We start from the raw sequence: 26,868 nt of genomic DNA on the forward strand, positions 1-26,868 counted from the left end.
GAATGATTAATCGCAGAGTTATAGTCAAAATACCGGCAAGCACGGCTAATTTAGGTCCAGGCTTCGATACGCTGGGAATGGCTCTCTCCTTGTATGCATGGATTGAGATGACGGTCTCGGAGCAAACCGAGTTTCAATTTTATGGCGACCAAATGAAGGGTTTGCCGAAGGATAAATCTAACCTTATCTATAAGGTTGCGCAGCTCGTGTTCAAGGAAGCCGGCGTACAAGTACCGGAGCTTTCGATCTCGATGCACAGCGACATTCCGCTTACGCGCGGACTCGGCAGCAGCGCCTCGGCGATTGTAGGCGCATTGGTCGCGGCGAATGCACTGATCGGCAGTCCGCTTACAGACGATAAGCTGTTCCAAATGGCAACGGCATTAGAGGGGCATCCTGATAATGTGGGCGCATCGTTATTCGGAGGCATCATCGTAGCTGCTTGGGATGGCGAGCGGGCCGATTATATGAGAATTGAGCCTAATGAGAGGCTTGCAACGTTAGTTGCAATTCCAGCCTTTCAGCTGTCGACGGAGAAAGCGCGCCATGCGCTGCCGTCGCAGGTCAGCATGGCAGACGCCGTATTTAACGTCGGCCGCAGTTCATTGCTCGTCGCGGCGCTTGCCAGCGGAGAGCTTGGCATGATCCGATATGCCATGAAGGATCGGCTGCACCAGCCTTACCGTGCAGCGCTTATTCCCGGCATGTCGACGATATTGGAGCGCGCGGTTGAGCATGGCGCGCTTGGCGTTGCGTTAAGCGGAGCAGGGCCGACGCTGATCGCGTTTGTTGACGCTAAAGCATACGCGGAGCAGCTGGAGCCATTTTTGATCGATACGCTTAAGCAAGAGGGGATTGAAGCGAATACGCTATGGCTGTCGCCATGCGTGCAAGGTCCGCAAGTTACGGTTGAGGATATTTCCAAGCAGCCTGCCATCCCTCTTCCGGATAGAATTAAAGGAGAAATGTAGCTATGAAGACGATAGCCGTATTACCTGCCGGCTCCGTATCGGATGAGGCAGCTCGACATTTTTTTCAAGGGGAAGAAATTAGCTGGAAGCATCACCGGCTCATCTCCGATGTGTTTTTATCCACGGTTAATGGCATTAGTGATTACAGCATCATTCCGATCGAGAATACGATTGAGGGTTCCGTGAGCTTACATATGGACTGGCTCGTGCATGAGGTAGATCTTCCGATTCAAGCGGAGTGGGTATACCCGTCTATTCAGAACTTGATTGGTCATCAATCGAAGCTGTTAGATGTCAACGGGCAAATCGATTACTCGCGGATTACGAAAGTGATCAGCCACCCGGTGGCAATTGCGCAGTGCTTGCAGTTTTTGCGAACGCATTTGCCGCATGCGGTAACGGAGCATGTCAGCAGTACGGCTGAAGGTGTAAGAATTGTGCAAAACAACCCTGACGCCGGATGGGCAGCTATCGGAACCAAGACTGCTGCCGCTAACGAAAAGCTGGATGTTCTTGCGAGCGAGATTACCGATCACGACAACAACTATACCCGGTTCTTGCTGGTCGGAAAAGAGCCATACACGGCTCGCCAATCCGATCAGATCAAGACGAGCATATTAATTACGCTGCCAGAGGATTATCCTGGTGCTCTCCACCAGGTTCTATCTGCTTTTGCTTGGCGCAAAATCAACTTATCCCGAATCGAATCGCGTCCAACGAAAAAAAAGCTCGGCAATTACTATTTCTTCATCGACATCGAAATGGCGCTTGATACCGTGCTGCTGCCTTCTGCCATTCAAGAAATCGAAGCAATCGGCTGTCAGGTACGCGTGCTGGGGAGCTACCCAAGCTTTGCGGAGTTTAAGAAATAAATTGCGTTTCATAAGCGTAATGGAAATATCAGCGCTATAGAAAAGTCGTCTCCGTATTTAGCTTGAAAATGCTGGATGGAGAGATGGCGTGCATGCAAGCCGAGTTCGCTCTTAGGAGTGAACTCGGCTTTTTTACTATTTTTTTTGTGAAAGTGGAGACACCTGCCCATGTTCTGCATAGGATGTAAGGATTGATAATAGGCATTAGCGTGCCATGTTATTCAGAACGTGACAGGAGGTTAACAGCGAGTGAAAATCCATATTGTGAAAAAAGGCGAATCCTTGTACTTTATCGGCCAAAAGTATAACGTGTCGCTGGAAGAGATTTTGAAGTTGAATCCGGGCATTACGAACCCGGATGCAATTGATGTAGGGATGAAGCTAAAAATTCCGTCAAGCCAGACCGGCGGCGGATCAGGAGGCGGAATGGACATCATGCACCAACACGTCGTGAAACAAGGGGATACGCTTTGGAAGCTATCAAAAGCTTGGGGCGTGCCGCTTGCAGACATGATTAAAGCAAATCCACAGCTCAAAAATCCGAATGTTCTGCTAACAGGAGAAATTGTCAACATACCTAAATCAAACGATTCCGCGCATGAAGTGCCAGGACATGGCGCAGGCCATGGAACAGGCCAAGGCAGCGGCGGTACCAGCATGCTTCATCCGACGTCGCTTATGAACGGCGTGCAGGGCTTGGTAGGGAAGCTTTCAACCGCTCCAATCCAAGGGAAAACGCCTACTGGCCCTATTACGGGCAAGACGCCGACTGCTCCTATCGCGCCAGTCGCGCCGGCGCCGGTCGCGCCGGTTCAAGAGAAAAAACCGACAGCTCCTATCGTGAAGCCGGTCGCGCCTGCTCCGCTTCCTGCTCCTAAAGCCGCAGCAGTGGAACCGGCGAAAAAAGCGCTGCCGATTGAGAAGCCAGTGGAGAAAAAGCTAAAACCGATCCATTCCGAATATAAGCCGAATGTTGATTTGTTCAAGCAATATGGCATTCCGGCAACAGAGGCATTGTCGTTGTATGATTTGCCGAAAGCTCCCGAAATGGTGTCCCCGGCTGCCCAGCAGCCTAATTTTGGCGGATACGGCTATGGTCAGCCCATGGTAATGGGTGAACACACAGGACATGGCTACGGCTATGGCGGCTGGCAGCAACCGATGCCTTTTGGCAACATGGTAAGTCCGCTTAGTGAAGGCAGCGAAGCGCCATTTGACTGTCCTCCAGGAACTGTGTTTGTTGGCAGCTACCCGTCGCATTCAACGCTGCCGATGAGCGCAGGTCCAGGCTGGGGTTACGGTCAACCGATGGTAAGTCCCGTTCAAGAAAATGCTGGTGAAAACAGCCAGATGCTTGCTGGAACATCGGCATTTCCAAATCAAGGTTTTGTATCGCCAATGGCGACGCAGCCAAACCAAGGCATTTCGCCGCTAGCGACGCAGCCGAACCAGGGCATTTCGCCTTTATCGGCACAGCCGAACCAAGGCATCTCGCCACTCGCGTCTTTGTCGAACCAAGCGATATCTCCTTTATCGGCACAGCCGAATCAAGGCATTATGCCGCTTTCGACGCAGCCTAACCAAGGCTGGGTATCGCCGTCGGCAGTAGAGCCTAACCAAGGCTGGGTATCGCCGTCAGCAACAGGTCCGAACCAAGGTTGGGTATCGCCAGCAGCAACAGGTCCGAACCAAGGTTGGGTATCGCCAGCAGCAACCGGCCCGAACCAAGGTTGGGTATCGCCAGCAGCGACAGGTCCGAACCAAGGCTGGGTATCGCCGTCAGCGACAGGTCCGAACCAAGGCTGGGTATCGCCAGCAGCAACCGGCCCGAACCAAGGCTGGGTATCTCCTGCAAGCATGCAGCCAGAGCATGGTTATGGCTACGGAAATAGTGCCGTTTCTCCTGCGAGCATGCAGCCTGATTATGGTTATGGCCATGGCGGTGCTGTCTCGCCAGCGAATATGCAACCTGACTTCGGATATGGCTATGGACATCCAATGCCATACCCGCAGTATCCAAATTGGCCGCAAACAGCGGGGGTTGGCAATGTGAATCAAGGCGACTGCGGCTGCAAGGGAAACCGTTCTGATCAAAATACGGCAAAGATTGACGAAGCAGAAATACCAAAAGCGGCAAAAGCGACTGTACCGCGGAAAAACAACAAAAAAGCGGTTATCCGGACAGTGGCGTCTCGCCCAAACAAAAATAAACGTGGCAATCAGCCATGGATCAATCGTTAAGCATAAGTTTGGAACAGGAGCGCCCCAGAAGCTTAAATAACTTCTGGAGCGCTCTTTTTACGTTTTGATCGCAGGAAGTGGGCTGAGTAGGGAGGCTTTGAATATTTATGTAACATTGGCGCATACTATCAAAAAATATAATGAAGGGGTCTTCCCCATGATAGAATTCAGACTTTGGAAAAACTTGAAGAAACGACTTCGCAATAAACGACGTCCAATGTGGACGCTAGGCGCTATCGTGTTCAGCTTAATGGCAGCCACACTAGCCTTATCTGCTGAGAACGCGCTAGCCGCACCAGATTTAGCAGGCCATCAAAGCAGCATCGTTAAAACGCTAGAGAAGCATGATGGGCCGCTTTCGGTTAATCTGCACCGGGTTTATGTTTGCGGCGAGGAGTCGAAGCCGCTCGGACGAATGATGAGCAAGCAGATCGTAGAACTGTTGCAAGCTCATCCGGAGTGGAAGGCAGTGATTGATCCAGAGCAAAGCATGGTGCATTTTGAGCAAACGATCGAGGATATGTCCGAGCATTGCAAGGCAAACGCCTATATGGGCGTGGACAAGAAGGGAAACCTAACGCTCTTTGACGGCGTGCCCAAAAAGGAAAAGGTCGTTCGCACCTTCTTTCAGCTCGACGTGCGCTATATGGAAAGCAGCCTGCCGCAGGACAAGCTGGATCTGCTTACGAAAGGGATTCGTATCAACGACATGGACGAATACAACAGCGTTTTGTCCACCTATAGCGACTATGCTATTGAGCAAAATCAAAAAGTGATGAAGCCTGCCTATTAGCAGGCAAGCAAGAGAAAAAGAAGGAGATCGCATGCTATCGCGCGATCTCCTTCTTTTTGTTTAGGCCAATAAGCTGAAATATCAAACGCGCGTTCTCATTCACGCCATCTTTTGCTATAATGGATGAAGCAACTTTCAGAGAGTATGCTTTCGAAGCAAGTTTTACCTTGTAAAACTTTAAGCATATGCTTTCGAAGCAAGTTTTACCTTGTAAAACTTTTAAGGAGATGGCCGTTTGCGCGTTCTTGGAATTGACCCTGGTTATGCAATCGTTGGATTTGGCTTCATAGATAAGATCGGACATAAGCTTACGCCCGTGCAATACGGCGCCATTCAAACGGAAGCGCATACGGCACCCGAGCAGCGGTTGCTGCAGGTTTATGAGTCTGCGGGCGCTTTGATGGATAAATATAAGCCGGATACCGTTGGGATTGAGAAGCTGTTTTTTAACCGCAACGTAACGACGGCCTTTGACGTGGCGCAGGCGAGAGGCGCCATTATTTTGGCGGCAGCGCAGCGCGGCTTGCCTATCGGCGAGTATACGCCGCTGCAGGTGAAGCAGGCTGTTGTCGGCTATGGGAAAGCGGAGAAGAAGCAAGTGCAGGAAATGGTCAAAATGTTTCTGAAGCTCTCGGCGGTGCCTAAGCCGGATGATGTCGCCGATGCGCTGGCAGTAGCCATTTGCCATGCCCATTCCGTCGTTCTGACCCAGAAAATTAATGAGGTGAATCGTTCGTGATCGATTTTTTAAGAGGCATTGTCGTCCATTTGGACTCCGAGTATATCGTTCTGGACGTAAGAGATACAGGCTACCGCGTATTCACACCTAATCCTTACGCATTTGCCAAAAAGGAAGAGCCAGTTACCGTTTATATTCACCATAACGTCCGCGAGGACGCTATTTTGTTGTTCGGCTTTGAGACGAGGGAGGAGCAGACCTTGTTCCGCAAGCTGCTTGAGGTATCAGGTATTGGACCGCGCGTCGCTTTAGGCATATTATCGGGCGGCAGGCCCGATGCAGTCATTGCGGCGATTCAGCAGGAAAATATAGCGTTCCTTGTCAAGCTTCCCGGCATAGGGAAGAAAACCGCGCAGCGGATGGTTCTCGACCTGAAGGACAAGCTGATCGGCGCTGGGCTTGACGGCGGTTTATTAACGGCAGCAGGCGTTGCGCTTGATCTTACATCGAGCAGACATTCGGGACAGGGCGCAGGCACCGCTTGGCAGGAAGCGCGGGAAGGTCTCGCGGCACTCGGCTACACGGCTGCGGAGCTGGACAAAGCATGGAACGGGCTTCAGCATAGCGTAACGGCGGAGGAAACGGTCGACTCTCTGATGAAGCGGGCGCTGCAGCAGCTGTTTAAAGGCTAACGGAAGGAGATGAACGCAGATGGATGATAGAATCATTTCCGCTAACCTAATGATGGAAGACCAAGCGGTGGAGCTTAGTTTGCGTCCCCGCTATTTGGCTGAATATATTGGACAATCAAAGGCCAAGGAAAACTTGAAAATTTATATTGAAGCGGCAAAATTGCGCAAAGAAGCGCTTGATCACGTGCTGCTATACGGTCCGCCTGGACTTGGCAAGACGACGCTGTCGAACATTATCGCAAATGAGCTAGGCGTCAATCTTCGCACCACTTCCGGTCCGGCGATAGAGAGGCCAGGCGATTTGGCGGCACTGCTGACGAATCTGCAGGAGGGCGACGTGCTCTTTATCGATGAGATTCATCGACTGCATCGTACGGTGGAGGAAGTGCTTTACCCGGCGATGGAAGACTTTGCGCTTGATATTATGATCGGCAAAGGACCAAGCGCACGTTCGGTGCGGCTTGATTTGCCGCCATTCACCTTAATTGGCGCTACTACGCGGGCAGGCTTGCTGTCAGCGCCGCTTCGCGATCGTTTTGGGGTGGTCAGCCGATTAGAATTTTATACGGTGGATGAGCTGGCTTTTATCGTTGCTAGAACGGCAGAGATTTTGAATGTCAGCATCGTAGGGGAAGCGGCCTCGGAGATTGCGATGCGTTCACGCGGGACTCCGCGTATTGCAAACCGATTGCTCAAGCGTGTGCGGGATTTTGCACAGGTACGCGGTGATGGCGTCATTACACATGACATCGCCCAATCCGCGCTTGAACTGCTCCAGGTTGATCCAATGGGTCTCGACAATATCGATTTCAAAATGCTTCAGGCGATGATGACCACTTTTGCCGGCAGACCTGTCGGTCTTGATACGATAGCAGCGACGATTGGTGAAGAAAGCCAAACGATTGAAGATGTGTATGAGCCTTATCTCATGCAAATCGGCTTCTTGCAGCGGACGCCGCGGGGCCGAATTGCTACCGATAACGCCTATCGGCATTTAGGTCTTCCAATACCCGGGAGGTAGCCATTCATGAGCCCGATAGCAAGCGGCAACAAGGAGAAGCTTTATGTCATTTACGATGGACAATGCAATCTATGCCTTGCTTCCGTAGCCAAGCTGAAGGAGCTCCATTCTAAGGCGGATTTGCATTATGTGCAGATACAGCAATTGGAAGCAGAAGGACAAGCGCAGAAGCTTGTCCCGCATATTCGGTCATTGAAATTTGAAGAGCTGTACGAGAAAATGCATGTTGCCGATGAGAGAGGCGAGCTATTTGCTGGAGCGGACGGAGTCGTTCGGATATTGAGAACGGTAAAGGGCCTGCGCTGGCTTTCTGCTTTTTACCGAATACCGGGAATGAAAAGAGCGGCTAATTATATTTATCGGTTTATCGCAAGCAGAAGATATGAATGGTTTGGCAAGACCGAACAAAGCTGTTCGATTAATGGGTGCGAGTTACCGCAAAGCGGAGGGGAGAATAACAAGCATGAAAACGAAACAATCCTTTAAGCGATACATCATTATGGCTGCGGCGATTCTTTTGCTCGCTTCGGCTTGGACAGGTTCCCCGTCACAGGCGGCGGTTCCGAAGCTGGATAACATCCGGGTTGCCTTATTCATGCAATTGCCTGGGAAATATGATGATACGACTGCTGTTGCGACTTTCTCGTCAGCGGGCGGCATGAATATTGGCGTAAGGCAGCCAAATGGCACAAGCGATCTATTTAGCGTGAATGGAGCTGCTTCGGCACGGTTTACGCTAGACAGCTTTAAAGTAAAAGTGTTTGAGTCTTCTAATTTCGGCGCAGCGCAGGCTGTATTCAAAAGGGTACAAGCGTTGAAGGGAGCAGCTTCCCTGACATCGCTATCCAAAAACGGCGCAATCGTCTATCAAGTTATAGAAGGTACATATAAGACTGCAGCTGAAGCGACAACGGCACAAACAAAATGGAATGGCGATGGCGAGCTATCCAAGCTATCCGGCGGCTTTAAGTCGCTGCTCCAAGGTCCGCTTCATCTAGAAAGCGCTCCTGTCGCCAGCAAGGACGCTGCTCAGGCGGCCGCAAGCGGCTTTGGCGCCGTAGGTCTCGATGCTTTCGTAGCTGTCCGTTCAGCGCAAGCTGGCGCAGCAAGCTATTCGGTCATGGTAGGAGCAGCCGTGACGGATGCGGAGCTTCAAATCGTGAAGGCGGCGGCTGCAAAGGCTGCAGGCGGTGGGGCGTTGAAGGAAGCTGATGCAAAGGCTGCTTACTTGTTAGTAAGAAATGATCATTCCGTCAGCGCTCAAGCAGAGAATAGCTCCGAGCTTTATATGTTTGCAGGAAGCGATACGAAAATAGCGGTATCCCCGGCTGGCTCGGATCCGATCAAGCTGGCTGAGAGAAGCAATCGCAGCTATCGCGGCGTGTTTGAGCTAAGCGTGCTTAATGGGCGCATGGCCGTCATAAACGAGCTTCCTTTCGAGCAATACCTATATTCGGTGGTAGGCGTCGAAATGTATCCTACATGGCCGGCAGAGGCATTAAAAGCGCAAGCTGTAGCAGCACGCTCGTTTGCTTTGAACAAAGGCTTCGGCTTCCAAATCGCGCATGTTGTGGATACGACATTAAGCCAGGCTTATTATGGCGTAGGCTCAGAGCGTCCATCCACAATAGCCGCAGTAAATGATACGGCAGGCGAGGTCGCTTTGTACAATGGCAAGGTCATAGAAGCGCTGTTCTCTGCCAATGGCGGAGGCATTACCGCTGATGCCAAAGAGATTTGGAACAACGCGGTGCCATACCTGCAAGCGGTGAAAAGCCCGGATACCTCGTCAGAGGCAGGTTTATACAACTGGTACAGAGTGGTGCTTCCAAGCGGAGCAATTGGTTACATTCGCGAGGATTTGCTAGATGAGACCGGACAAACGACGGCAGCAGGCAGCAAAATCATGCAAGTAAATACGAATGCTACTAAGGTGCGCAAGCATCCGCTCATTCAAGATACGATTCCTGTCATTGCGCAGGCGGAGAGCGGAACACAGGTTGTTGTACTTGAGAAAAGCGTAGAATCCAATTCGATGTCATGGGTACGCGGCCCTTATACTGCGCAAGAAATGCTTGCCGTTATTAATTCAAAATCGAAGACCGCAATATCAGGTCCGCTAAAAACGTTAGAAGTGAGCCAGCGCGGCGTTTCCGGGCGTGCAACGGAAGTGACGGCAAATGGTCAAAAGGTCGCGGTTTCCTATCCGGTTGATTACAGGGCTGCATTAGGCGTACAAGGCTCGCTGCCGAGCACCTTGTTCCAAATCGAGGAGACAGCCAAGGTCGCTTTGCTTGGCGCAAGCTCGGCGACACGCAATAAGCCGGCGGATACGGCGCCGGTGTATGCGATTGGCGCAGGAGGCAAAACCGCTCAGGTTGTTGACGCTAACTTGTTTGTTTTAGATGGAAGCGGCCAGATGAGGGCAGCAACGAAGGAGCCTTCTTATCGCATTATAGGCTCTGGCAACGGCCACGGAGTCGGATTATCGCAGTACGGCGCATTAAGCCTTGCGCAGCAAGGGTATGACTATCAATATATTTTGAAATACTACTACAAAGATGTAACCATCGCTAAGGAATGATTGAATCGATATGAACGTAGAATGGTTTGATTTTGAATTGCCGGAGCGCTTAATCGCTCAGACACCTCTATTGGATAGAACAGCATCAAGGCTGCTTGCTCTTAATAAGCAGACAGGTGAAATTACACACAACAAATTTACCGACTTGGTGAACTATGTCCAAGCCGGCGATGTGCTCGTATTAAATGATACTAGAGTGATACCTGCCCGCTTGACAGGAATGAAGAGTGACACGGGAGCCAAGATCGAGCTGCTGCTGCTTAAGCAGCTTGAAGGCGACCGCTGGGAAGCTCTTGGCAAGCCTGCTAAGCGGCTTAAGGTCGGTACGGCACTATCCTTCGGAGACGACGGAGAAGGCAATCCGCTGCTGCGCGCAGTCATCGAGCAGGAAGGCGAGATGGGCGGAAGAACGATAAAGTTCGAGTACGAGGGCATCTTCCAAGAGCTGCTGGACCGTCTTGGCGAAATGCCATTGCCGCCTTATATCAAGGAGCGGCTTGAGGAAAGAGAGCGATATCAAACGGTCTATTCGAAGCATGCCGGCTCGGCTGCCGCGCCGACCGCGGGTCTGCACTTTACGGATGAGTTTCTGGAGAAGCTTCAAGCTAAGGGCGTTCAGCTAGCATATGTTACGCTGCACGTAGGACTAGGCACATTCCGTCCGATGTCTGTAGAGCTTGTTGAGGATCATGAGATGCATGCGGAGTATTATGAGTTGAATGAACAAAATGCCGCGATAATAAATGAAGCCAAACAGCGCGGAGCACGTATAATTGCTGTGGGGACAACTTCATCAAGGACATTAGAGACGGTTGCGGCACGCTTCGAGGGCAAACCTATTGAAGCTTGCAGCGGCTGGACGTCCATTTTTATTTTTCCGGGCTATTCGTTTAAGCTCGTCGATGCTCTTCTCACCAATTTTCATTTGCCAAAATCTACGCTGGTTATGCTCGTAAGCGCACTGGCTGGACGTGATGCTGTCATGAAAGCCTACGCGGAAGCGGTCGCGCATGATTATCGTTTTTTCAGCTTTGGCGATGCTATGTTTATTTACTAATTAGGAATAGGAAGCGTGAATTGTGGCTGTAAAATATGAATTAATCAAACAATGCAAACAATCGGGTGCTCGGCTTGGGCGGGTGCATACTCCCCATGGCATTATCGAGACGCCAACCTTTATGCCGGTAGGCACGCAGGCTACCGTCAAAACCATGAGTCCGGAAGAGCTTAAAACGATGGATGCTCAAATTATTTTGAGCAATACGTATCATTTGTTCCTTAGACCAGGCCATGACATCGTTCGGAATGCAGGCGGCCTGCATAAGTTCATGAACTGGGATCGCCCGATTCTAACGGATAGCGGCGGTTTTCAGGTGTTCAGCTTAAGCGAAATGCGCAAAATTACGGAAGAGGGCGTTCATTTCCGTTCCCACCTCAATGGCGACAAAAAATTTCTTTCACCCGAAGTAGCGATGGAAATTCAAAACGCGCTAGGCTCGGATATTATGATGGCATTTGATGAATGCCCGCCTTTCCCGGCTGAGCATGATTATGTGAAGAAATCGCTGGAGCGGACGACTAGATGGGCAGAGCGCTGCCTCAAAGCGCATGCAAGGCCTCATGATCAAGGATTGTTCGCGATTGTGCAGGGCGGCATGTACAAAGATTTGCGTATTCAAAGCGCAAACGATTTGACTTCCATGGATTTCCCGGGGTATGCTATTGGTGGACTGAGTGTAGGCGAGCCTAAGCATCTTATGTACGATGTTCTCGATTATACGGTTCCCATTTTGCCGGCTAATAAACCGCGTTACCTAATGGGAGTCGGATCGCCGGACGCGCTGATTGAAGGCGCTATCCGCGGCATCGATATGTTCGACTGCGTACTGCCGACCCGAATTGCCCGGAATGGGACAACGATGACTAGCCAAGGCAGACTTGTCATTCGAAATGCGAAATACGCCGAAGATTTTGGTCCATTAGATCCAGAGTGCTCCTGCTATACATGCACGAACTACTCGCGGGCTTATATTCGGCATTTAATTAAAGCCGATGAGACTTTCGGTATGAGATTGACCACGTATCACAATTTGCATTTCTTGCTACAACTCATGCGGGACGTTCGGCAAGCGATTATGGAAGACCGGCTGCTTGATTTCCGGGATTCCTTCTTCACGAGCTACGGCCTGTTCGATAATGAGAAAGGGTTTTGAAAGGGGGGATTTCGATGTGGCTAGCAGCAGATGCAGGTGGTTCAGGTAATATTTTAGGTATGATTTGGCCGTTTGTGCTTATGTTTGCGGTGTTTTATTTCTTACTTATCCGTCCGCAGCAGAAGAAACAAAAGCAACGTACTTCCATGCTTAACCAATTGAAAAAAGGCGATAAAATTTCAACAATTGGTGGTTTGCACGGTACGGTTGTGGAACTCAGCGACGATACGGTTGTTCTTCGTGTAAACGATACAACAAAAATGACGTTCGAGCGCAGCGCAATCAACACGATCATTAACTCAGCACCAGCAGTAACGGAGTAATATACTTAAGCGCAAAGAGCGGCTGACATGTAACGATGTCAGCCGCTCTTTTTTTTATTTTTGTAAACAAGTTAAGAAGCTTATTTCTTCATATTAACCCCGATCATGCCGCCAAAGGCGCCAGCCAGCAGAGATGCCCCTAGCAGGAGGAGGCTGTGCATCGATATCGAAGCGTTTGAAGCAAGAAAACTGATAATGATGACAATGACGCCATACAATAAGCCGAGCAATGCGCCATTGTACCAGCCTTTGTTCTCCGATCGTTTTCCAGAGGTAAAGCCGCCCGCAAGTGAAGCGAATCCATGCACCAATAATGCATTGGCAGGCAAGCTGCTCTCTTTCATGCTGGTAAAATGCAAAAGCAGCGAGAGCAGCAAGGCGCCAACTGCCAACCAAATAATGGAGAAGAGCACTCCGGCAAGCAAAGGTGAAGCAATTAATGGCGGTTTAGGAGCTTGTTTAACCGAACTCATCAAATTTCCCCCCAACAAAAGGTACGTATTACTAAACCATATGGTCAAGCATTAAGGAATAGTACAACTTATCCTCGCGTTAGCAAGTATTTATCGGGAAAAATTGGGCCATTGCCATATATTCGTGTAAGTTGCCTCAGTATGATGTCTATAAGCGTAGGTCAGAATAGCTGTACGGACAAACACAGCTGACATCAGCTCGTATGACAAAGTCGAGGAGGCGGTTTCCGGTGGAATTTTGGAGCCTGTTGATTCGGACGGTGATCATTTATTTCGTCGTATTTTTGATCATGCGGTTTATGGGAAAACGAGAAATCGGAAAGCTTTCGGTGTTCGATCTCGTTATTTCAGTCATGATCGCGGAAATTGCCGTCATCGTAATCGAAGACATGGAACGCTCCATGTGGAGCGGCATTTTACCAATGGTGCTGCTGCTGCTTATACAGATTGGCAGTGCATTTATGACGATGAAAAGCAGAAAGCTAAGGCTGTTGTTTGATGGCAAGCCAAGCGTCATTATTGACAAGGGCAAGTTAAATAGCGATGTTATGCGAAAGCAACGCTATAATTTAGATGATTTGATGCTTCAGCTAAGGGAAAATAAGATCAGCGCCGTATCGGATGTCGAATTTGCCATATTGGAAACAAGCGGGAAGCTATCCGTCATTCCGAAGGATAACTCTGATGCTTCTGAAAACAATGATAACGATGATCAGCCAACAGATCACTCAGACCAAAAATTTAAAAATTTCAATATGGACAATATCATCCCGCCGAAATATCGTTTCGAAATTTTGCCCGTGCCGCTCATTATGGATGGCAAAGTGCAGGATAAAAACTTGGAAAAGCTGGAGAAAACGAGATTTTGGCTTAAAAACGTTCTTCAGGAGAGAGGCGTATTAGATTTCAAGGACGTATTCTTTTGCACGATTGACCATAAGGGCAAGCTGTTTGTTGATATGCATGACAAAAAAAAGCGTTAAAGAGAGGGCTGCCCTTTCTTTAACGCTTTTTCGCTTTATTCACGACATGCTGCCTCATTTAAGCCAGTTGCCCAATATAGGAATTCGTTTTATGTCATGGCGATCAATGATTTTCATCGCTACCATAAGCAGCAAATAGACGATTACGCTTGCGGCGCACGCGAGCATCAGGTTAATCCATTCTGCCGGTAGCGGCTGACGATTCATCGTAAACTGCGCTGCTGCGCCCATGATAAGCATAGCTGCGCCAACTTTTACAAAATCAACAATTTTCATGTGAAAGCCGATGAAGCGGAGGACGCTAATGCCATGCAAAACGGTGACAAGCACAATGTTGACATTGATGGCGATTAAGGCTCCGTATATGCCGAATTCAGGATCGGATGCGAGCTGCACAATAATAAATAGCTTGACGATCGCACCGATTAGCGTGTTGATTAATGCGGTTCCAGGCTTGTTGAGCGCTTGAAGCGCGGCTTGAAGCGGCGCTTGCAAATAAATGAAAATACCGACTGGCGCGATGAGCTGCAGCATCGGGGCGATTTCGGTGTGATTATATAAAATGCGGCAAATCGGTTCTGCGAACAGCGTCATAATTACGACAAAGGGAGCGCCTGATACTAGAGCCAGCCTGAGCGATTGATGAAGCCTTTTATGGATTAAGGCGTTTTCGCCCTTTGCGGCAGCCTCTGACAGAGAAGGGACTAACGAAACGGCAAGGGAGTAAGTTAGTGCGGTCGGCAAAAGCAAAAGCGGAACAATCATTCCTTGCAGAGCGCCATACTGTGCGGTGGCGATGCCTGTTGCAATTCCAGCAGCCGCTAAGCTTCGCGCAGTAAGAATCGATTCAAGCAAATAAGATAAAGAGCCAACCATCCGGCTTCCCGTTACCGGAATCGACAGTCCAAGCAGCCTGCGCAGGACGGGGACGTTTTTGGAAGCGGATTGGTTGGGGCTGCCTATCGCTTCTTTAATCCGGGACTTGTCTCGGTAATATTTCCAGAGAAGTACAGCTAATCCGCCGATCTCGCCAACGACAGCGCCGAGCATAGCGCCTGCCGCCGCCCATTCCACCCCAAGAGGAAGGAGCATATAAGCAAAGGAGAGCGATGCAATGATGCGCAGAATCGTTTCGACGGTTTGAGATACCGCGGTCGGTATCATATTTTGTTTGCCTTGAAAGTATCCGCGGTAAACCGAGGAAATGCCGATAATAAGCAAAAGCGGCGTCATCACCATAAATGTGCGGTATACGCGGGCATCCGGCAGTACATGCTTCATGATCCACGGGGCACAAAGCAGCATTATGGCTGTCATCAAAATGCCAAGCGAGGTAACTAATGCCATCGCGGTTCGAAAAATATATTTCACGCGCGCTGAGTCGCCTTGTGATTCGGCTTCCGCAATCCATTTCGCAACGGCCAGCGGTATGCCGCCTGTAATTATGGTGAGCATGACGGTTAAAAACGGATAGCTGAGCTGATATAAGCCGACGCCTTCTGCGCCAATAATGCGTGGCAGAGCGATACGCGGAACGAAGCCAAGCAACCGGTTAATAATGCCAGCGGCAAGTAAAATCATGGCTCCCTTAATAAAGGTTTGTTTGGTCTGCTTCGTCATCATATAATACCCTCTTCTCTATCGTGGAATAGCTGGTTAGCTTCAGCCTCGGTATAAGACGAAGCTATGAGACAGGCCGGTACTATCATCTTTATGCTCGGCATGTCCGATTCGATGTCATTCATTTTGCGGATTAGGGTTTATACGGGCAGGAATATGGCAAAGCCATAGCGAATAGTTGGTTTAGAGAAGTATTTAGGAGGCGCAGCATGGCAGACGAAGAGTTAATCCGAATGATCGAGGAGCTATGCAACAGCAAAGCGGAGGAATTTCAATTAATTGGCTATGAGCACGTCACAGGCCAAGAGGTTTGGGAGTGCGTTAGCGAGAAATATAATAAAACCGGTCAGCCCGAGCTTCACGAATTAGTGAACGATATTTTATCTCTAAAGGTGATGAAATTCATGAATTTCATGACGATAAGCGCATATAAGGGAACCCAATTTTAAGGTGAGGGTTTCTTTTTTTTTTGACTCGATTTTGCCGCGTCTGTATAATAGGAATATTGAGATCATAAGGGGGATTTAGACGTATGTTCGGGAAGAGAATTATTGCCTTCCTTGCGATCGTAGTCATTATGTTTGGCGTTATCGCTTGGACAAGCCCATCGCTGGTAAAAGACGTAAGGCTAGGCCTTGATTTAAAAGGCGGATTTGAGGTTTTGTACGAAGCTTCGCCACTTGAGGGCGGACAGGCTGTTACGCCTGAGTCACTGAAAGAAACAGCAAGAAGCTTGGAGAAAAGGATTGACGAGCTTGGTATTGTTGAGCCTGAGATTACGACCGAAGGCGCTAACCGTATTCGTTTGAGACTAGCCGGAGTTGCGAATGAGAATGAGGTAAGAGATATTCTTGCCAAGCCTATCAATCTGACTTTCCGCGGTCCTGACAACAAGATTGAGCTTGATGGCAGTGATTTCAAACCAAACGGCGCTGGCATCGGTTACGATAGCTTAAGCAAACCGTTCGTTACCATCGAACTGAAAGACGCGAAGAAATTCGAGGAAATTACGACTCGTTTGACGGGCCAATACTTAGCTATTTACCTCGATGACAAAGAGCTGTCCAGACCGAAAGTTAACTTTCCGATTTCCGGCGGATCCGCTCAAATCTCTGGTGAATACACGGTAGACGAAGCAAATGAGCTGGCTGATATGATCAACCTTGGCGCTTTGCCGCTTAAGCTGACTGAAAAATATACCCAATCCGTAGGCGCTAAGCTTGGCCTTGCATCATTGAAGGACACCGTTGAGGCGGGCATTATCGGTACGGTAATTATTTTGGTATTCCTAATCATCTTGTTCCGTATTCCAGGCGTTGTTGCCGGCATTACGGTCATTACTTATACGTGGCTCTTGATCGTTGTGTTCAATTTAATGAATGCGACCTTAACCTTGCCTGGTATAGCGGCCTTCGTACTCGGTATCGGTATGGCGGTCGATGCGAATATCATCATGTACGAGCGGATTAAAGAGGAGATTCGCAGCGGCAAAAGCTTGCTGTCTTCCTTGAAGTCAGGCTCGAAAAACTCGTTCCGTACGATCATGGATGCTAACATTACGAATATTATCGCGAGTGCAGTATTGTACTATATCGGCAATGGCGCGATTCGCGGCTTTGCGCTGACGATGATCTTCAGTATTCTAGTGAGTATGCTTACGAATATTTTCTTGTCTAGATTTTTGATTATGCTGCTTATTAAGAGCAATCTGTTTACAAAACCAAGCTATTACGGCGTGAAGGAGGCAGAAATCCGTGAACTTTAATACAAAAATTCGTTATGACTTTATTGGGAACCGCAACAAGTTCTTTCTGTTCTCAATCACATTGACCGTAGTAGGTATTTTGTCCTTGCTTATTTTCAACCTCAACTTCGGGGTGGATTTTAAGGCTGGTACGAATATGGATATTTTAGTAGGCAAAGCGGTTACGCAGCAGGATGCCAAAGAAATTCTTGTGAAAGCAGGAATCGAGGGCATTACGCCTACGGTGGGCGGTACTGGAAACGAACGTGTTTCCGCTCGTTTTGACGAGGTGCTTACACAGGCCAAAATCGTAGAAATTCAAGACGCATTCAAAGCGAAATTCGGCGATCAAGTATCGGCCGAGGTAAACGTCGTATCGCCTGATATGGCACAAGAGCTAGGAATCAAAACGATCTGGGCGATTCTTATCGCGAGCGTTGCGATTATGATCTATGTGATGATTCGTTTCGAATGGCGCTTTGCGTTAGCGGCGAACATTGCGATTTTGTATGATGCGTTTGTCGTTGTAGCGCTATTCTCGATTTTCCGATTGGAAGTGGATCTCCCGTTCATCGCGGCGGTGCTGACGACGATCGGTTACTCCATCAATGATAAAATCGTCATTTTTGACCGGATTCGCGAGAATCTCCGTTTCGGTCAGTTCAAAAACCGCGATCAGCTTGCGGAGATGGTCAATGCAAGCATTTGGCAAACGATGGCGCGTAATATTTATACGGTATTAGCGGTGCTGGTCGTAGCGGTTTGTTTGTTTATTTTCGGAAGCGAGTCAATCAAGCTGTTCGCGCTTGCGAAAATCATCGGTCTTACAAGCGGTGCTTACTCCTCGATATGTATCGCGAGCCCGCTTTGGCTCCTGCTTAAAGGGAAGCAAAAACCGAAGGTTGCTGTTAAACCGACAGCTTAATTGTATTAAGCTGACGAAGTAGGTTTTGCGGTTTTGCATTCGCAAAATCTAAGCACACGCTTACGAAGTAGATTTTGCATTCGCAAAATCTTTAGGAGGTACAAATGTCAACCACACAGCGATATGCAAAAGCAGAGTCCGCAAGCTGGGCCGGCTTATGGGGAAACATGCTGCTGGCACTATTTAAAGGCATAATAGGTTGGTTGTCAGGAAGCAAGGCACTGCTTGCGGATGCATTTCGAACGGCAGCCGAGGTTGCCGCTGGCATTATGGCTATTTCAGGTTTACGGGCGAGCCGCCAGCGCAAAACAGCAAAGCCAAACGCGCCTTCGGAAGCGGAGGACACAAGAGGAGAAGCTGCGACTACGATTTTATTGTCTGTCGTGCTTCTCATTATTGGCCTTGAGATCGGAATATCCGCAATCCGGGATATTTCCAATGGCGTGACAAGCGCTCCTCATTGGAGTGCGGTTGCGGCGATTGCATTTTCTTTAATCGTTCAGCAATTGTTTTTTCCTTCGAAGGATCGATTGACCGGCCTTTATTGCTCGGCGGCTGCTTTGATAGGAGCAAGCGGAGCCATTATGGGCAAAATGCTGTCCGTTCCGGTGTTCTACTATTTTGATCCGGCAGCAGCGATCGTCATTGCGGTTATCGTCGTCATCAACGGTTATAGAATGGCTACGGTCTTCATTCGCAAAGACGGCAGCGGCAGCGTCTCGGAGGAAAATCCCGATGAGCTGATGCAGCTCGTTCAGCGCGTTGAAGGAGTCGTCACCGTGCAGTCGATGAGAGCGAAAGAGCACGGGCATTATGTCATAGCAGAAATGGTAATAAGCGTTAATCCGCGCATTTCTGTTCTTGAGGGTCATGAGATTGCAAAACGGGTAAAACAGCTCGTTATGAAACGTTTTATACATGTAACGGATGTTTCGATTTATGTTGAGCCTTATGATCCTGGTTATCCGTACAAGTCCAATCATGATCCGAATCAGGAGCAGATGCCGTCACTGCTGCAATAAGATCTGCCAACAGCAGGAGAGGGGAAAGCAACATGATTCAAAGGAAGACAAGGTGGGCTGTAGCGCCATGGTCTTTAACCGATGAGGACAAAGCGAAAAATCTGGCTGCTGGGCTTAGCGTGCCTCCGCTAGTAGCAAGGCTGCTCGTTCAGCGCGGCTATGATGACGTCGCGGCGGCGGAACGTTTTTTGCGAGGCGGACAGGAGCATTTCCATGATCCTTATTTATTGCTTGGCATGAAGGCGGCTGTTGATCGAATCCGATTAGCTGGCGCCCGCAACGAGAAAATAAGGATTTATGGCGATTATGACGCGGACGGCGTCTCAAGCACCTCTTTATTGGTCCATTTATTTCGTTCCTTGCAATACAATTTTGACTACTATATTCCACATCGTGCCTTGGAAGGCTACGGCTTGAACAACAAAGCGATCGAGCTTGCGGCAGCGGAAGGAATCGGCTTAATCGTAACGGTTGATACTGGCATTAGCGCTGTTCAAGAAATCGAATATGCGAAGCAGCTTGGCATCGATGTCGTCGTAACCGATCATCATGAGCCGCCGGAGCAAATCCCGCAGGCAGCCGCTGTCGTTAATCCGAAGCAGGCGGACTGCGGCTACCCTTTCAAAGGGCTTGCCGGCGTTGGCGTCGCCTTCAAATTGGCGCATGCCTTGCTGGAGCGGCCCCCGCTCGAATGGGCTGACATCGTATGCTTAGGTACGATTGCCGATTTAATGCCGCTGAAGGATGAGAATCGCATTTTGGTGCGATACGGCCTCGAGAGGCTGCGCAGCCATACCAGCGTTGGCTTTCGGGCATTGGCAGAAGCCGGCGGCATTGAGCTGGAAGGCCTCACTGCAACAAACGTAGCATTTGGCATGGCGCCCCGCGTTAATGCAGCAGGCAGGCTGGATCATGCTAAGCGTGCGGTTGAGCTGCTGACGACCGAGGATTACGACAATGCGATTTTGGCGGCAATCGGGCTCGACAGCTTAAACAAGGAACGGCAGCGCGTTGTTGAGAGTATCGTGAAGGAAGCGGAGCAGCAGTGGCAGACAAAGGTTACGGAAGCAGCGGAGGCTGGGATAGATTCGCCGCCTGTCATCGTGCTTGCCGGCGAAGGCTGGAATGTAGGCGTCATTGGGATTGTCGCTTCAAAGCTGCTTGAGAGAAATTATAAGCCGGTTATTATTCTTGGCATAGATGAGCAGACAGGGATGTGTAAAGGCTCTGCGCGCTCCATAGAAGGCTTTGACCTGCATGCGGCGCTTACAGCCTGTGATGAGCTGCTCGATCATTACGGCGGCCATCAGGCTGCTGCGGGCATGAGCCTTCATCGCGATCGATTGCTTGAGTTCGAAGGGCGTCTAGGCACACTTGCTTCTGAGTGGCTAAGCGCTGATGATTGGATTCCAAAAACATCGGTCGACCTTGTATGCTCAGTCAACGAGGCGACGCTTGAGACGATTACCGAGCTTGCGCAGCTGGAGCCGTTCGGGATGGGAAATCCATCGCCGAGGCTGCTGTTCCAGCGGACGGAGCTTGCGGATCGGCGCACGATAGGCAAGGAGTCGAAGCATTTGAAGCTGTCGCTTGGCGGCGGACGCCGAATGTTAGACGGAATTGGCTTTAGCATGGGGATGCTGGCGGAGAAGCTTAAGCCGGGCAGCAAAATCGATGTGATCGGCGAGTTATCCGTTAACGAATGGAACGGGCAGCGTAAGCCGCAATTGCAGCTGCACGATGTTCACTTTGATCCGGCAGCGGCAGATTTTCCGGACCGCGAGCATTTCGGGAAAGTCTATCAGCGGCTAAAGCAGCTAGGGCAAGCGCCGCTGGAAGGATTAAACGCTCGCTTATCGCAGCAAAGCGGTTTATCCTTAGAGACGGTGGAGCTCATGCTGGATGTGTTCGAGGAGCTGCAGTTCATTGAACGAGGGAATGGCCAAATGATTGCGGCACCGTCGCCGCAAAAACAAGATTTGTCTGCTTCCGCTCGCTATAGAGAGGCTAAGCAGCAATTTGAAGCATCCCAATTATTAGTATAACGTATGAGATTTTAAACCAATTTGTTGAAATGGAAAGGGTTGACCTCTTGTGTCTAACACGCAATACAACTTCAAAGATTATATTCGGGTAATTCCAGATTTCCCGCAGCCAGGAATCCGTTTCAAAGATATTACAACGCTTCTGAAAGACGGCGGGGCTTACCGCGCTGCCATCGAAGAATTGCGCGTCGCTGTTAAGGACATGAAAATTGACATCATCGCTGGGCCGGAAGCGCGCGGATTTGTCGTTGGCGCTCCGCTGGCGCTAGCGCTTGGCGTAGGTTTTGCTCCAATCCGCAAAAGCGGCAAGCTTCCAGGCGAGACGATTACGGCTTCTTACGATTTGGAGTATGGCAATGATGTGCTTGCCATGCACAAAGATGCTATCACGCCAGGCCAACGCGTCTTGATTGCTGATGATTTGCTTGCAACAGGCGGCACGATTGCAACTTCCATTAATTTGATCCGCCAGCTTGGCGGCGAAGTGGTTGGAGCGGCATTTCTAATCGAGCTTTCGTATCTTACGGGCCGCGAGAAGCTTGACGGAATCGATGTCTTCTCCCTAATGACTTACTAATAAATGAAGCGGTGCAAACCGTCTCTAAATATGCCGCCTGTTCCCTCAATCGCGAGGGCAGGCGGTTTTATTTTATTACAGAAGCTCTCCGGTAGTTGACGCGGTGCCGCTATAACAGGCATAATATTATAAAAACTCGGAAAACGCATGAATGGGATCCGCCAGGAGTGTAAACAGAAAGGGACGTTTCATGGGCATTGAGCATTTACTCGAGAAGGCATCCGCCTATATGAAAGAGCAGGACCTTATACGCATCCAGGAAGCCTATGACTTTGCGGAACAAGCCCATCACGGTCAAGTGAGGAAATCGGGAGAGCCGTATATCCTGCACCCCGTAGCGGTTGCGGATATACTTGTTGATATGCAAATGGACGTGCTGTCGATTATTGCGGCATTGCTTCATGATGTCGTTGAGGATACGACAGTAGATTTGCAGACGGTTCGCGCGAAATTTGGCGAAACCTGTGCGATGCTGGTAGACGGTCTAACGAAGCTCGAAAAAATTCAATTTCGTTCCAAGGAAGAGCAGCAGAACGAAAATTACCGTAAAATGTTCGTCGCAATGGCTCAGGACATTCGCGTCATTCTCATTAAATTGGCAGATCGCCTGCACAATATGCGCACGCTCAAGTTTCAATCGGAGGAAGCGCAGCGGCGTATCGCCTACGAGACGCTGGAAATATTTTGCCCGATCGCGCATCGGCTTGGTATTTCGGCAATCAAGTGGGAAATGGAAGATATTGCGCTTCGTTATTTGAATCCGCAGCAATACTATCGCATCGCCAATTTGATGAAGAAGAAGCGTGCGGAACGCGAGCAATTTATCGATGATGTTATTTCCCGCATAACGGAGAAGCTTGATGAAATGGGCATTGAGGGTGATATTTCCGGACGCCCTAAGCATTTGTACAGCATTTACAAAAAAATGACCGACCGCAATAAACAATTTACCGAGATCTACGATCTGCTTGCGATTCGCATCATCGTCGATAACATCAAAGATTGTTATGCGACCCTCGGAATTATCCATACACTCTGGAAACCGATGCCAGGCCGCTTTAAGGACTATATCGCTATGCCTAAGGCGAATATGTATCAATCGCTGCATACGACGGTTGTTGGCCCTAATGGAGAGCCTACAGAGGTGCAGATTCGAACATGGGAAATGCACCGGACATCGGAGTACGGAATCGCGGCGCATTGGGCCTACAAAGAAGGGTCTCTTGTGCCAGGCGGCAACTTTGAGGATAAAATGTCCTGGTTCCGCGAAATATTGGAGCTTCAGCATGAAGCGCGCGATGCATCTGAATTTATGGAATCGCTCAAGATGGACTTTTTTGCCGATCTCGTATTTGTGTTCACGCCTAGCGGCGAAGTCATTGAGCTGCCTGCCGGCTCCGTGCCGCTTGATTTTGCGTACCGCATTCATACGGAAGTCGGCAACCGGACGATTGGCGCGAAGCTGAATGGGCGCATCGTACCGCTTGACCATAAACTAAAGACTGGCGATATTGTTGAAATTCTAACCTCTAAGCATTCGTACGGACCAAGCCAGGATTGGGTGAAAATCGCACAATCCTCGCATGCCCGCAGTAAAATCAGGCAGTGGTTCAAGAAGGAGCGGCGCGAGGAGAACGTTGCGAAGGGCAAGGACTTGCTTGAGCGCGAGCTGAAGCGTCTTGGCCTTGAGCCGTCTGCTTGGATGCAGGACGATAAGCTGCAGGAAGCTGCGGCGAAGTTCACTTTTAACGATATTGAGGATATGATGTCCGCGATCGGCTTTGGCGGCATTACGGCGGCGCAAATTTGTACGAAGCTGACTGAGAAGATGCGCAGGGAAGCGGAGCTCGCAAGCCAGCTTGAGCTGACGAGCGAAGTGAAGGAGATCAAGTCTCCGGGCAATCGCAAAACGAGACCTAACCAAGGCGTGACGGTTCGGGGAATCGACAACCTGCTTGTCAGGTTCGCGCGCTGCTGCAACCCCGTGCCGGGCGATTCGATAATCGGCTATATTACGCGCGGCCGCGGCGTCTCCGTCCACCGGATGGATTGCCAGAACATTCCGATCGGCGATCAAGGTGAAGAGGGCGAACGCGTCATAGAAGTCGAGTGGGAAGAATCCATCGAGGCTAATTACAGCGTGGATATCGAGATTACGGGCAGCGATCGCAGAGGGGTTCTGAACGAAGTGCTGCAGGCGGTATCAGAGAGCAAAACGAACATTTCAGCCGTTACCGGACGTACGGTTAAAAATAAAATGGCGCTTATTCATATGACGGTGCTTATCCGCAACATTGAGCATCTGAATGCCGTCGTGGAGAAAATAAAACGCGTTCAGGAGATCTATTCCGTTCAGCGTATTATGCAATAATCGTTTGGACCTTGCATGGACCGGGCGAAGCAAATATCGGAGGTTTAAGCGGTGAAGGTTGTTGTGCAGCGCAGCAAGCAGGCGAAGGTCGTCATTGAGGACGAGACTGTGGGCGCAATCGATTTTGGACTCGTTCTGCTGGTCGGTCTGACGCATGGGGACTCGGAAGCGGACGTCAAATGGATGGCGGACAAGGTTGCTAATCTTCGCATTTTCGAGGATGAATCGGACAAAATGAATCATTCCGTTACAGACATCGGTGGACAGATTTTGTCTGTATCGCAATTTACGTTATATGGCGATTGCCGTAAAGGCAGGCGGCCGAACTTTATGGCGGCAGCGAGGCCGGAGCAAGCGGAGCAGCTTTACGATACCTTTAACGATACGCTTCGTTCGATGGGCCTTGTCGTTGCGACAGGCCGCTTCGGGGCGATGATGGATGTGGAGCTTGTTAACTCGGGCCCGGTGACGTTAATTTTGGAGAGCGGCGCTTAAGAATCCGTTCGTGGGAAACAATAGACAGGAAGCATTGCTAAGAAGTTTTTGAACTTCTGGCGAGCAGATTGCCGTATTGGAGGAAAACCACGAATGCATCAATCACGCAAGGAGCAAGGCATCGAGAGAATCTCTCGGAGGCTGCTTCATCCGGACCGCAGAGAAGCTAAGGTGTTTGCAGAGCTAGAGGATGACATTGAAGCGGCTGAAGAATGGGCGGGTTTCCCGCAGCAGCCTCGCCGCGATAATTCGGGACTTTTATAGTTTGATCAGACGGCCGTCCGAGCGTGCAGCAAGGGCGGCTTTCTGCACGTTCTGTAAAAACGCTTTCGAAATTGTAATATTTCTGTAATCAATCTCTAACTTCTTTTTAACATCATTAACCTATACTAGAACTCGACCCCCTTTTTAAAAATATATTTTACTTTTGGACCTACAAACACGTTTTGTAGGTTTTTTTCTGTCCATTTGCAGTTGGGCTGCGGCCAGATGAGATCGACCTTGACTTTAATCGCTGCCGAATGTAAAATTAATCTTCAGTATGACTAGCATGAACGGTTGAATTCATCCGAACAGGATGTGCTCGTTTAGCGGTTGAACATAACGATTCAAGGATGGGACAAAGTAATTCTACGCGCTATACCCAGAGAGGGATGCCACTTGGCTGCAAGCATCCTTATATCGGCAGAATGAACAGACTTCCCGGAGAACAGACGGTGAACGGCGGAGCGGAACAGGCAATTGCCTGTGACAGAAGCACAGTAGCTGGACTGCGGATGACGGACGTTACCCGTCTTGGAGCGGGCTGATGCATAGGATGCAGGCTCGGAATGTGGGTGGTACCACGGGAGATTCACTCTCGTCCCTTTTGGCGCAAGCTATGAGGAACGGGAGTTTTTTGCGTTTTCCGAACTTTAGACGGTTTATTACGCGGGCAGGAGGGGTTATTCAATGGCATTTCAGAAAATGCCGGGCACGCAGGATATTTTGCCCGGCGCAGTAGAGAGATGGCAGTTTGTGGAGCAGAAAGCGCGGGAGATTTGCCAGCGTTACAACTTTCGCGAAATTCGTACGCCGATCTTTGAATCGACGGAGCTGTTCCAGCGCGGTGTAGGTGAAACAACCGATATCGTTGAGAAAGAGATGTATACCTTCACAGACCGCGGCAACCGCAGCTTAACGCTGCGCCCGGAAGGAACCGCAGGCGTTGTAAGGTCTTATGTGGAAAACAAGCTGTACGGCGAGCCAGACGTGTCTAAGCTGTATTACATCGGTCCGATGTTCCGTTATGAGCGGCCGCAGGCTGGTCGTTACCGCCAATTGCATCAATTTGGCGTAGAAGCACTCGGTTCTGTTGATCCGGCTATTGATGCAGAGGTTATCGCACTTGGTTATACCTTCTATACGGAGGTAGGGCTAAAGGGCGTGCGCGTTGAGATCAATTCAGTCGGCACGCCGGCAGTGCGCGCGGTATTCCGCGAGCGGTTGCTAGCTTTTCTTGAGCCGAAGCGCGAGCTTCTGTGCAAGGATTGCCAATCGCGCATGGATCGCAATCCGCTGCGCGTGCTCGACTGCAAGGTCGACCAGGAGCACTTTACAGATGCGCCATCGATTTTGGACAGCTTGGATGAGGAATGCCAGATTCATTTTGACAAAGTTAAAATGCATTTGAGCGACATGGGCATTCCTTATGAACTCAACCACAGGCTCGTTCGCGGACTCGACTACTATACCCATACGGCTTTTGAATACAAGGCTGAGGGTATCGGTACGATCGATACGGTCGGCGGCGGCGGCCGCTATAACGGGCTAGTCGCGGAAATCGGCGGACCCGATCAACCGGGTGTCGGCCTTGGCCTCGGACTTGAGAGAACGATCCTGCTGCTGCAGCACCAAGAAACGGAGCTGCCTATTTTCAACCAAGTCGACGTTTATGTCGTTGCGCTTGGCGAAGCGGCGGAGCGCGAGGTGACAAAGCTCGTTTACCAGCTCAGACAGCGCGGCATTCGCGCAGAACGCGATTATCTTGGCCGTAAGATGAAAGCGCAGATGAAGTCGGCAGATCGGCTTCAGGCGCGTTACACAGCTATACTCGGCGACGATGAGCTGGAGCGCGGCGAGATTTCACTCAAGGATATGGCCAAAGGCGAGCAGCGAGTCGTAGCATTAGATAAGCTTGCCGATGAAATTAGCGGTTAATCTTTACCTATATAACAATCTAACT

Annotated in this window: 26 protein-coding genes; 24 read left to right on the plus strand and 2 right to left on the minus strand. The window is 49.9% G+C overall.

Features of this window, described 5'->3' with window-relative positions:
• Window positions 1-2: 2 nt before the first annotated feature.
• The 12 genes from thrB to yajC all read left to right on the plus strand — a co-directional run bounded on the left by thrB (window position 3) and on the right by yajC (window position 12,389).
• Complete coding sequence (thrB, locus tag ADU23_RS16935; protein WP_053374805.1) at window positions 3-971, plus strand: homoserine kinase; 969 nt, start codon at window positions 3-5, stop codon at window positions 969-971.
• 2 nt (window positions 972-973) lie between these two features.
• Window positions 974-1,843 (plus strand): prephenate dehydratase, encoded by an 870-nt coding sequence (gene pheA / locus ADU23_RS16940; protein ID WP_053374806.1) that lies wholly within the window; start codon window positions 974-976, stop codon window positions 1,841-1,843.
• A 249-nt stretch (window positions 1,844-2,092) separates the two neighbouring features.
• The gene (locus ADU23_RS16945) at window positions 2,093-4,084 is read left to right on the plus strand and encodes a LysM peptidoglycan-binding domain-containing protein (protein ID WP_053374807.1); all 1,992 of its coding nucleotides are present in this window, start codon (window positions 2,093-2,095) and stop codon (window positions 4,082-4,084) included.
• A 157-nt stretch (window positions 4,085-4,241) separates the two neighbouring features.
• Window positions 4,242-4,877, plus strand: coding sequence for a BofC C-terminal domain-containing protein (locus ADU23_RS16950; RefSeq protein ID WP_053374808.1), 636 nt, complete (start codon window positions 4,242-4,244; stop codon window positions 4,875-4,877).
• 235 nt (window positions 4,878-5,112) lie between these two features.
• Complete coding sequence (ruvC, locus tag ADU23_RS16955; RefSeq protein WP_053374809.1) at window positions 5,113-5,616, plus strand: crossover junction endodeoxyribonuclease RuvC; 504 nt, start codon at window positions 5,113-5,115, stop codon at window positions 5,614-5,616.
• Window positions 5,613-6,248, plus strand: coding sequence for a Holliday junction branch migration protein RuvA (gene ruvA, locus ADU23_RS16960; protein WP_053374810.1), 636 nt, complete (start codon window positions 5,613-5,615; stop codon window positions 6,246-6,248). Before ruvC ends, ruvA begins: the two co-directional genes overlap by 4 nt.
• Window positions 6,249-6,267: 19 nt before the next feature.
• Window positions 6,268-7,269: a Holliday junction branch migration DNA helicase RuvB gene (gene ruvB, locus ADU23_RS16965; RefSeq protein WP_053374811.1), complete on the plus strand. Its 1,002-nt coding sequence runs from the start codon at window positions 6,268-6,270 to the stop codon at window positions 7,267-7,269.
• Between the two features lie 6 nt (window positions 7,270-7,275).
• Window positions 7,276-7,755: a thiol-disulfide oxidoreductase DCC family protein gene (locus ADU23_RS16970; RefSeq protein ID WP_053374812.1), complete on the plus strand. Its 480-nt coding sequence runs from the start codon at window positions 7,276-7,278 to the stop codon at window positions 7,753-7,755.
• Window positions 7,733-9,853, plus strand: a complete 2,121-nt coding sequence (locus tag ADU23_RS16975; RefSeq protein WP_053374813.1) for a SpoIID/LytB domain-containing protein — start codon at window positions 7,733-7,735, stop codon at window positions 9,851-9,853. Before ADU23_RS16970 ends, ADU23_RS16975 begins: the two co-directional genes overlap by 23 nt.
• A gap of 10 nt (window positions 9,854-9,863) precedes the next feature.
• A complete protein-coding gene (gene queA, locus ADU23_RS16980) occupies window positions 9,864-10,910 on the plus strand; it encodes a tRNA preQ1(34) S-adenosylmethionine ribosyltransferase-isomerase QueA (protein ID WP_053374814.1) in 1,047 nt (348 codons plus the stop codon).
• 22 nt (window positions 10,911-10,932) lie between these two features.
• Window positions 10,933-12,066, plus strand: a complete 1,134-nt coding sequence (gene tgt / locus ADU23_RS16985; protein ID WP_197286073.1) for a tRNA guanosine(34) transglycosylase Tgt — start codon at window positions 10,933-10,935, stop codon at window positions 12,064-12,066.
• A gap of 14 nt (window positions 12,067-12,080) precedes the next feature.
• Window positions 12,081-12,389: a preprotein translocase subunit YajC gene (yajC, locus tag ADU23_RS16990; protein ID WP_053374816.1), complete on the plus strand. Its 309-nt coding sequence runs from the start codon at window positions 12,081-12,083 to the stop codon at window positions 12,387-12,389.
• 80 nt (window positions 12,390-12,469) lie between these two features.
• Here yajC and ADU23_RS16995 read toward each other — a convergent pair whose 3' ends face one another.
• Window positions 12,470-12,862 carry a TIGR04086 family membrane protein gene (locus ADU23_RS16995; protein ID WP_053374817.1) on the minus strand — a complete coding sequence of 131 codons (393 nt, stop codon included), beginning with the start codon at window positions 12,860-12,862 and terminating at the stop codon, window positions 12,470-12,472.
• 203 nt (window positions 12,863-13,065) lie between these two features.
• On the opposite strand from ADU23_RS16995, the gene ADU23_RS17000 reads away from it, so the two are divergent.
• Window positions 13,066-13,845, plus strand: a complete 780-nt coding sequence (locus ADU23_RS17000) for a DUF421 domain-containing protein (protein WP_053374818.1) — start codon at window positions 13,066-13,068, stop codon at window positions 13,843-13,845.
• Window positions 13,846-13,899: 54 nt separating this feature from the next.
• Here ADU23_RS17000 and spoVB read toward each other — a convergent pair whose 3' ends face one another.
• Window positions 13,900-15,468: a stage V sporulation protein B gene (gene spoVB / locus ADU23_RS17005; protein ID WP_053374819.1), complete on the minus strand. Its 1,569-nt coding sequence runs from the start codon at window positions 15,466-15,468 to the stop codon at window positions 13,900-13,902.
• A 206-nt stretch (window positions 15,469-15,674) separates the two neighbouring features.
• Between spoVB and ADU23_RS17010 the strand changes: the two genes are divergently transcribed.
• The 11 genes from ADU23_RS17010 to hisS all read left to right on the plus strand — a co-directional run bounded on the left by ADU23_RS17010 (window position 15,675) and on the right by hisS (window position 26,843).
• The gene (locus ADU23_RS17010) at window positions 15,675-15,914 is read left to right on the plus strand and encodes a post-transcriptional regulator (RefSeq protein WP_053374820.1); all 240 of its coding nucleotides are present in this window, start codon (window positions 15,675-15,677) and stop codon (window positions 15,912-15,914) included.
• A gap of 83 nt (window positions 15,915-15,997) precedes the next feature.
• Entirely contained in the window at window positions 15,998-17,230 is a 1,233-nt protein-coding gene (secD, locus tag ADU23_RS32175; protein ID WP_082198301.1) for a protein translocase subunit SecD, read from the plus strand.
• Complete coding sequence (gene secF, locus ADU23_RS32180; RefSeq protein WP_082311122.1) at window positions 17,220-18,134, plus strand: protein translocase subunit SecF; 915 nt, start codon at window positions 17,220-17,222, stop codon at window positions 18,132-18,134. Before secD ends, secF begins: the two co-directional genes overlap by 11 nt.
• Window positions 18,135-18,238: 104 nt before the next feature.
• On the plus strand, window positions 18,239-19,156 hold the full coding sequence (locus ADU23_RS17020) for a cation diffusion facilitator family transporter (protein ID WP_053374821.1): 918 nt from the start codon (window positions 18,239-18,241) through the stop codon (window positions 19,154-19,156).
• A 32-nt stretch (window positions 19,157-19,188) separates the two neighbouring features.
• Window positions 19,189-21,201, plus strand: coding sequence for a single-stranded-DNA-specific exonuclease RecJ (gene recJ / locus ADU23_RS17025; protein WP_053374822.1), 2,013 nt, complete (start codon window positions 19,189-19,191; stop codon window positions 21,199-21,201).
• Between the two features lie 49 nt (window positions 21,202-21,250).
• Window positions 21,251-21,778 (plus strand): adenine phosphoribosyltransferase, encoded by a 528-nt coding sequence (locus ADU23_RS17030; protein WP_053374823.1) that lies wholly within the window; start codon window positions 21,251-21,253, stop codon window positions 21,776-21,778.
• A gap of 190 nt (window positions 21,779-21,968) precedes the next feature.
• The gene (locus tag ADU23_RS17035; protein WP_053374824.1) at window positions 21,969-24,149 is read left to right on the plus strand and encodes a RelA/SpoT family protein; all 2,181 of its coding nucleotides are present in this window, start codon (window positions 21,969-21,971) and stop codon (window positions 24,147-24,149) included.
• A 51-nt stretch (window positions 24,150-24,200) separates the two neighbouring features.
• A complete protein-coding gene (gene dtd, locus ADU23_RS17040; protein WP_053374825.1) occupies window positions 24,201-24,644 on the plus strand; it encodes a D-aminoacyl-tRNA deacylase in 444 nt (147 codons plus the stop codon).
• A gap of 93 nt (window positions 24,645-24,737) precedes the next feature.
• Window positions 24,738-24,908, plus strand: a complete 171-nt coding sequence (locus ADU23_RS33220; protein WP_176707764.1) for a hypothetical protein — start codon at window positions 24,738-24,740, stop codon at window positions 24,906-24,908.
• A gap of 350 nt (window positions 24,909-25,258) precedes the next feature.
• Entirely contained in the window at window positions 25,259-25,453 is a 195-nt protein-coding gene (locus ADU23_RS32815) for a hypothetical protein (protein ID WP_141680357.1), read from the plus strand.
• A gap of 142 nt (window positions 25,454-25,595) precedes the next feature.
• Window positions 25,596-26,843: a histidine--tRNA ligase gene (hisS, locus tag ADU23_RS17045; protein WP_053374826.1), complete on the plus strand. Its 1,248-nt coding sequence runs from the start codon at window positions 25,596-25,598 to the stop codon at window positions 26,841-26,843.
• The last annotated feature ends 25 nt before the right edge of the window (window positions 26,844-26,868 follow it).

Origin of the sequence: Paenibacillus sp. FJAT-27812 (assembly GCF_001273905.1) — a bacterium.
GTDB lineage: Bacteria > Bacillota > Bacilli > Paenibacillales > Paenibacillaceae > Pristimantibacillus.

Excerpts from the sequence above, each read along its gene's own strand:
- thrB (WP_053374805.1), top strand. The coding sequence starts at position 3 with ATGATTAATCGCAGAGTTATAGTCAAAATACCGGCAAGCACGGCTAAT.
- pheA (WP_053374806.1), top strand. The coding sequence starts at position 974 with ATGAAGACGATAGCCGTATTACCTGCCGGCTCCGTATCGGATGAGGCA.
- ADU23_RS16950 (WP_053374808.1), top strand. The coding sequence starts at position 4,242 with ATGATAGAATTCAGACTTTGGAAAAACTTGAAGAAACGACTTCGCAAT.
- ruvB (WP_053374811.1), top strand. The coding sequence starts at position 6,268 with ATGGATGATAGAATCATTTCCGCTAACCTAATGATGGAAGACCAAGCG.
- ADU23_RS16970 (WP_053374812.1), top strand. The coding sequence starts at position 7,276 with ATGAGCCCGATAGCAAGCGGCAACAAGGAGAAGCTTTATGTCATTTAC.
- ADU23_RS16975 (WP_053374813.1), top strand. The coding sequence starts at position 7,733 with ATGAAAACGAAACAATCCTTTAAGCGATACATCATTATGGCTGCGGCG.
- queA (WP_053374814.1), top strand. The coding sequence starts at position 9,864 with ATGAACGTAGAATGGTTTGATTTTGAATTGCCGGAGCGCTTAATCGCT.
- yajC (WP_053374816.1), top strand. The coding sequence starts at position 12,081 with ATGTGGCTAGCAGCAGATGCAGGTGGTTCAGGTAATATTTTAGGTATG.
- ADU23_RS16995 (WP_053374817.1), bottom strand. The coding sequence starts at position 12,862 with ATGAGTTCGGTTAAACAAGCTCCTAAACCGCCATTAATTGCTTCACCT.
- ADU23_RS17000 (WP_053374818.1), top strand. The coding sequence starts at position 13,066 with ATGACAAAGTCGAGGAGGCGGTTTCCGGTGGAATTTTGGAGCCTGTTG.
- spoVB (WP_053374819.1), bottom strand. The coding sequence starts at position 15,468 with ATGATGACGAAGCAGACCAAACAAACCTTTATTAAGGGAGCCATGATT.
- ADU23_RS17010 (WP_053374820.1), top strand. The coding sequence starts at position 15,675 with ATGGCAGACGAAGAGTTAATCCGAATGATCGAGGAGCTATGCAACAGC.
- secD (WP_082198301.1), top strand. The coding sequence starts at position 15,998 with ATGTTCGGGAAGAGAATTATTGCCTTCCTTGCGATCGTAGTCATTATG.
- ADU23_RS17020 (WP_053374821.1), top strand. The coding sequence starts at position 18,239 with ATGTCAACCACACAGCGATATGCAAAAGCAGAGTCCGCAAGCTGGGCC.
- recJ (WP_053374822.1), top strand. The coding sequence starts at position 19,189 with ATGATTCAAAGGAAGACAAGGTGGGCTGTAGCGCCATGGTCTTTAACC.
- ADU23_RS17035 (WP_053374824.1), top strand. The coding sequence starts at position 21,969 with ATGGGCATTGAGCATTTACTCGAGAAGGCATCCGCCTATATGAAAGAG.
- ADU23_RS33220 (WP_176707764.1), top strand. The coding sequence starts at position 24,738 with ATGCATCAATCACGCAAGGAGCAAGGCATCGAGAGAATCTCTCGGAGG.
- ADU23_RS32815 (WP_141680357.1), top strand. The coding sequence starts at position 25,259 with ATGGGACAAAGTAATTCTACGCGCTATACCCAGAGAGGGATGCCACTT.
- hisS (WP_053374826.1), top strand. The coding sequence starts at position 25,596 with ATGGCATTTCAGAAAATGCCGGGCACGCAGGATATTTTGCCCGGCGCA.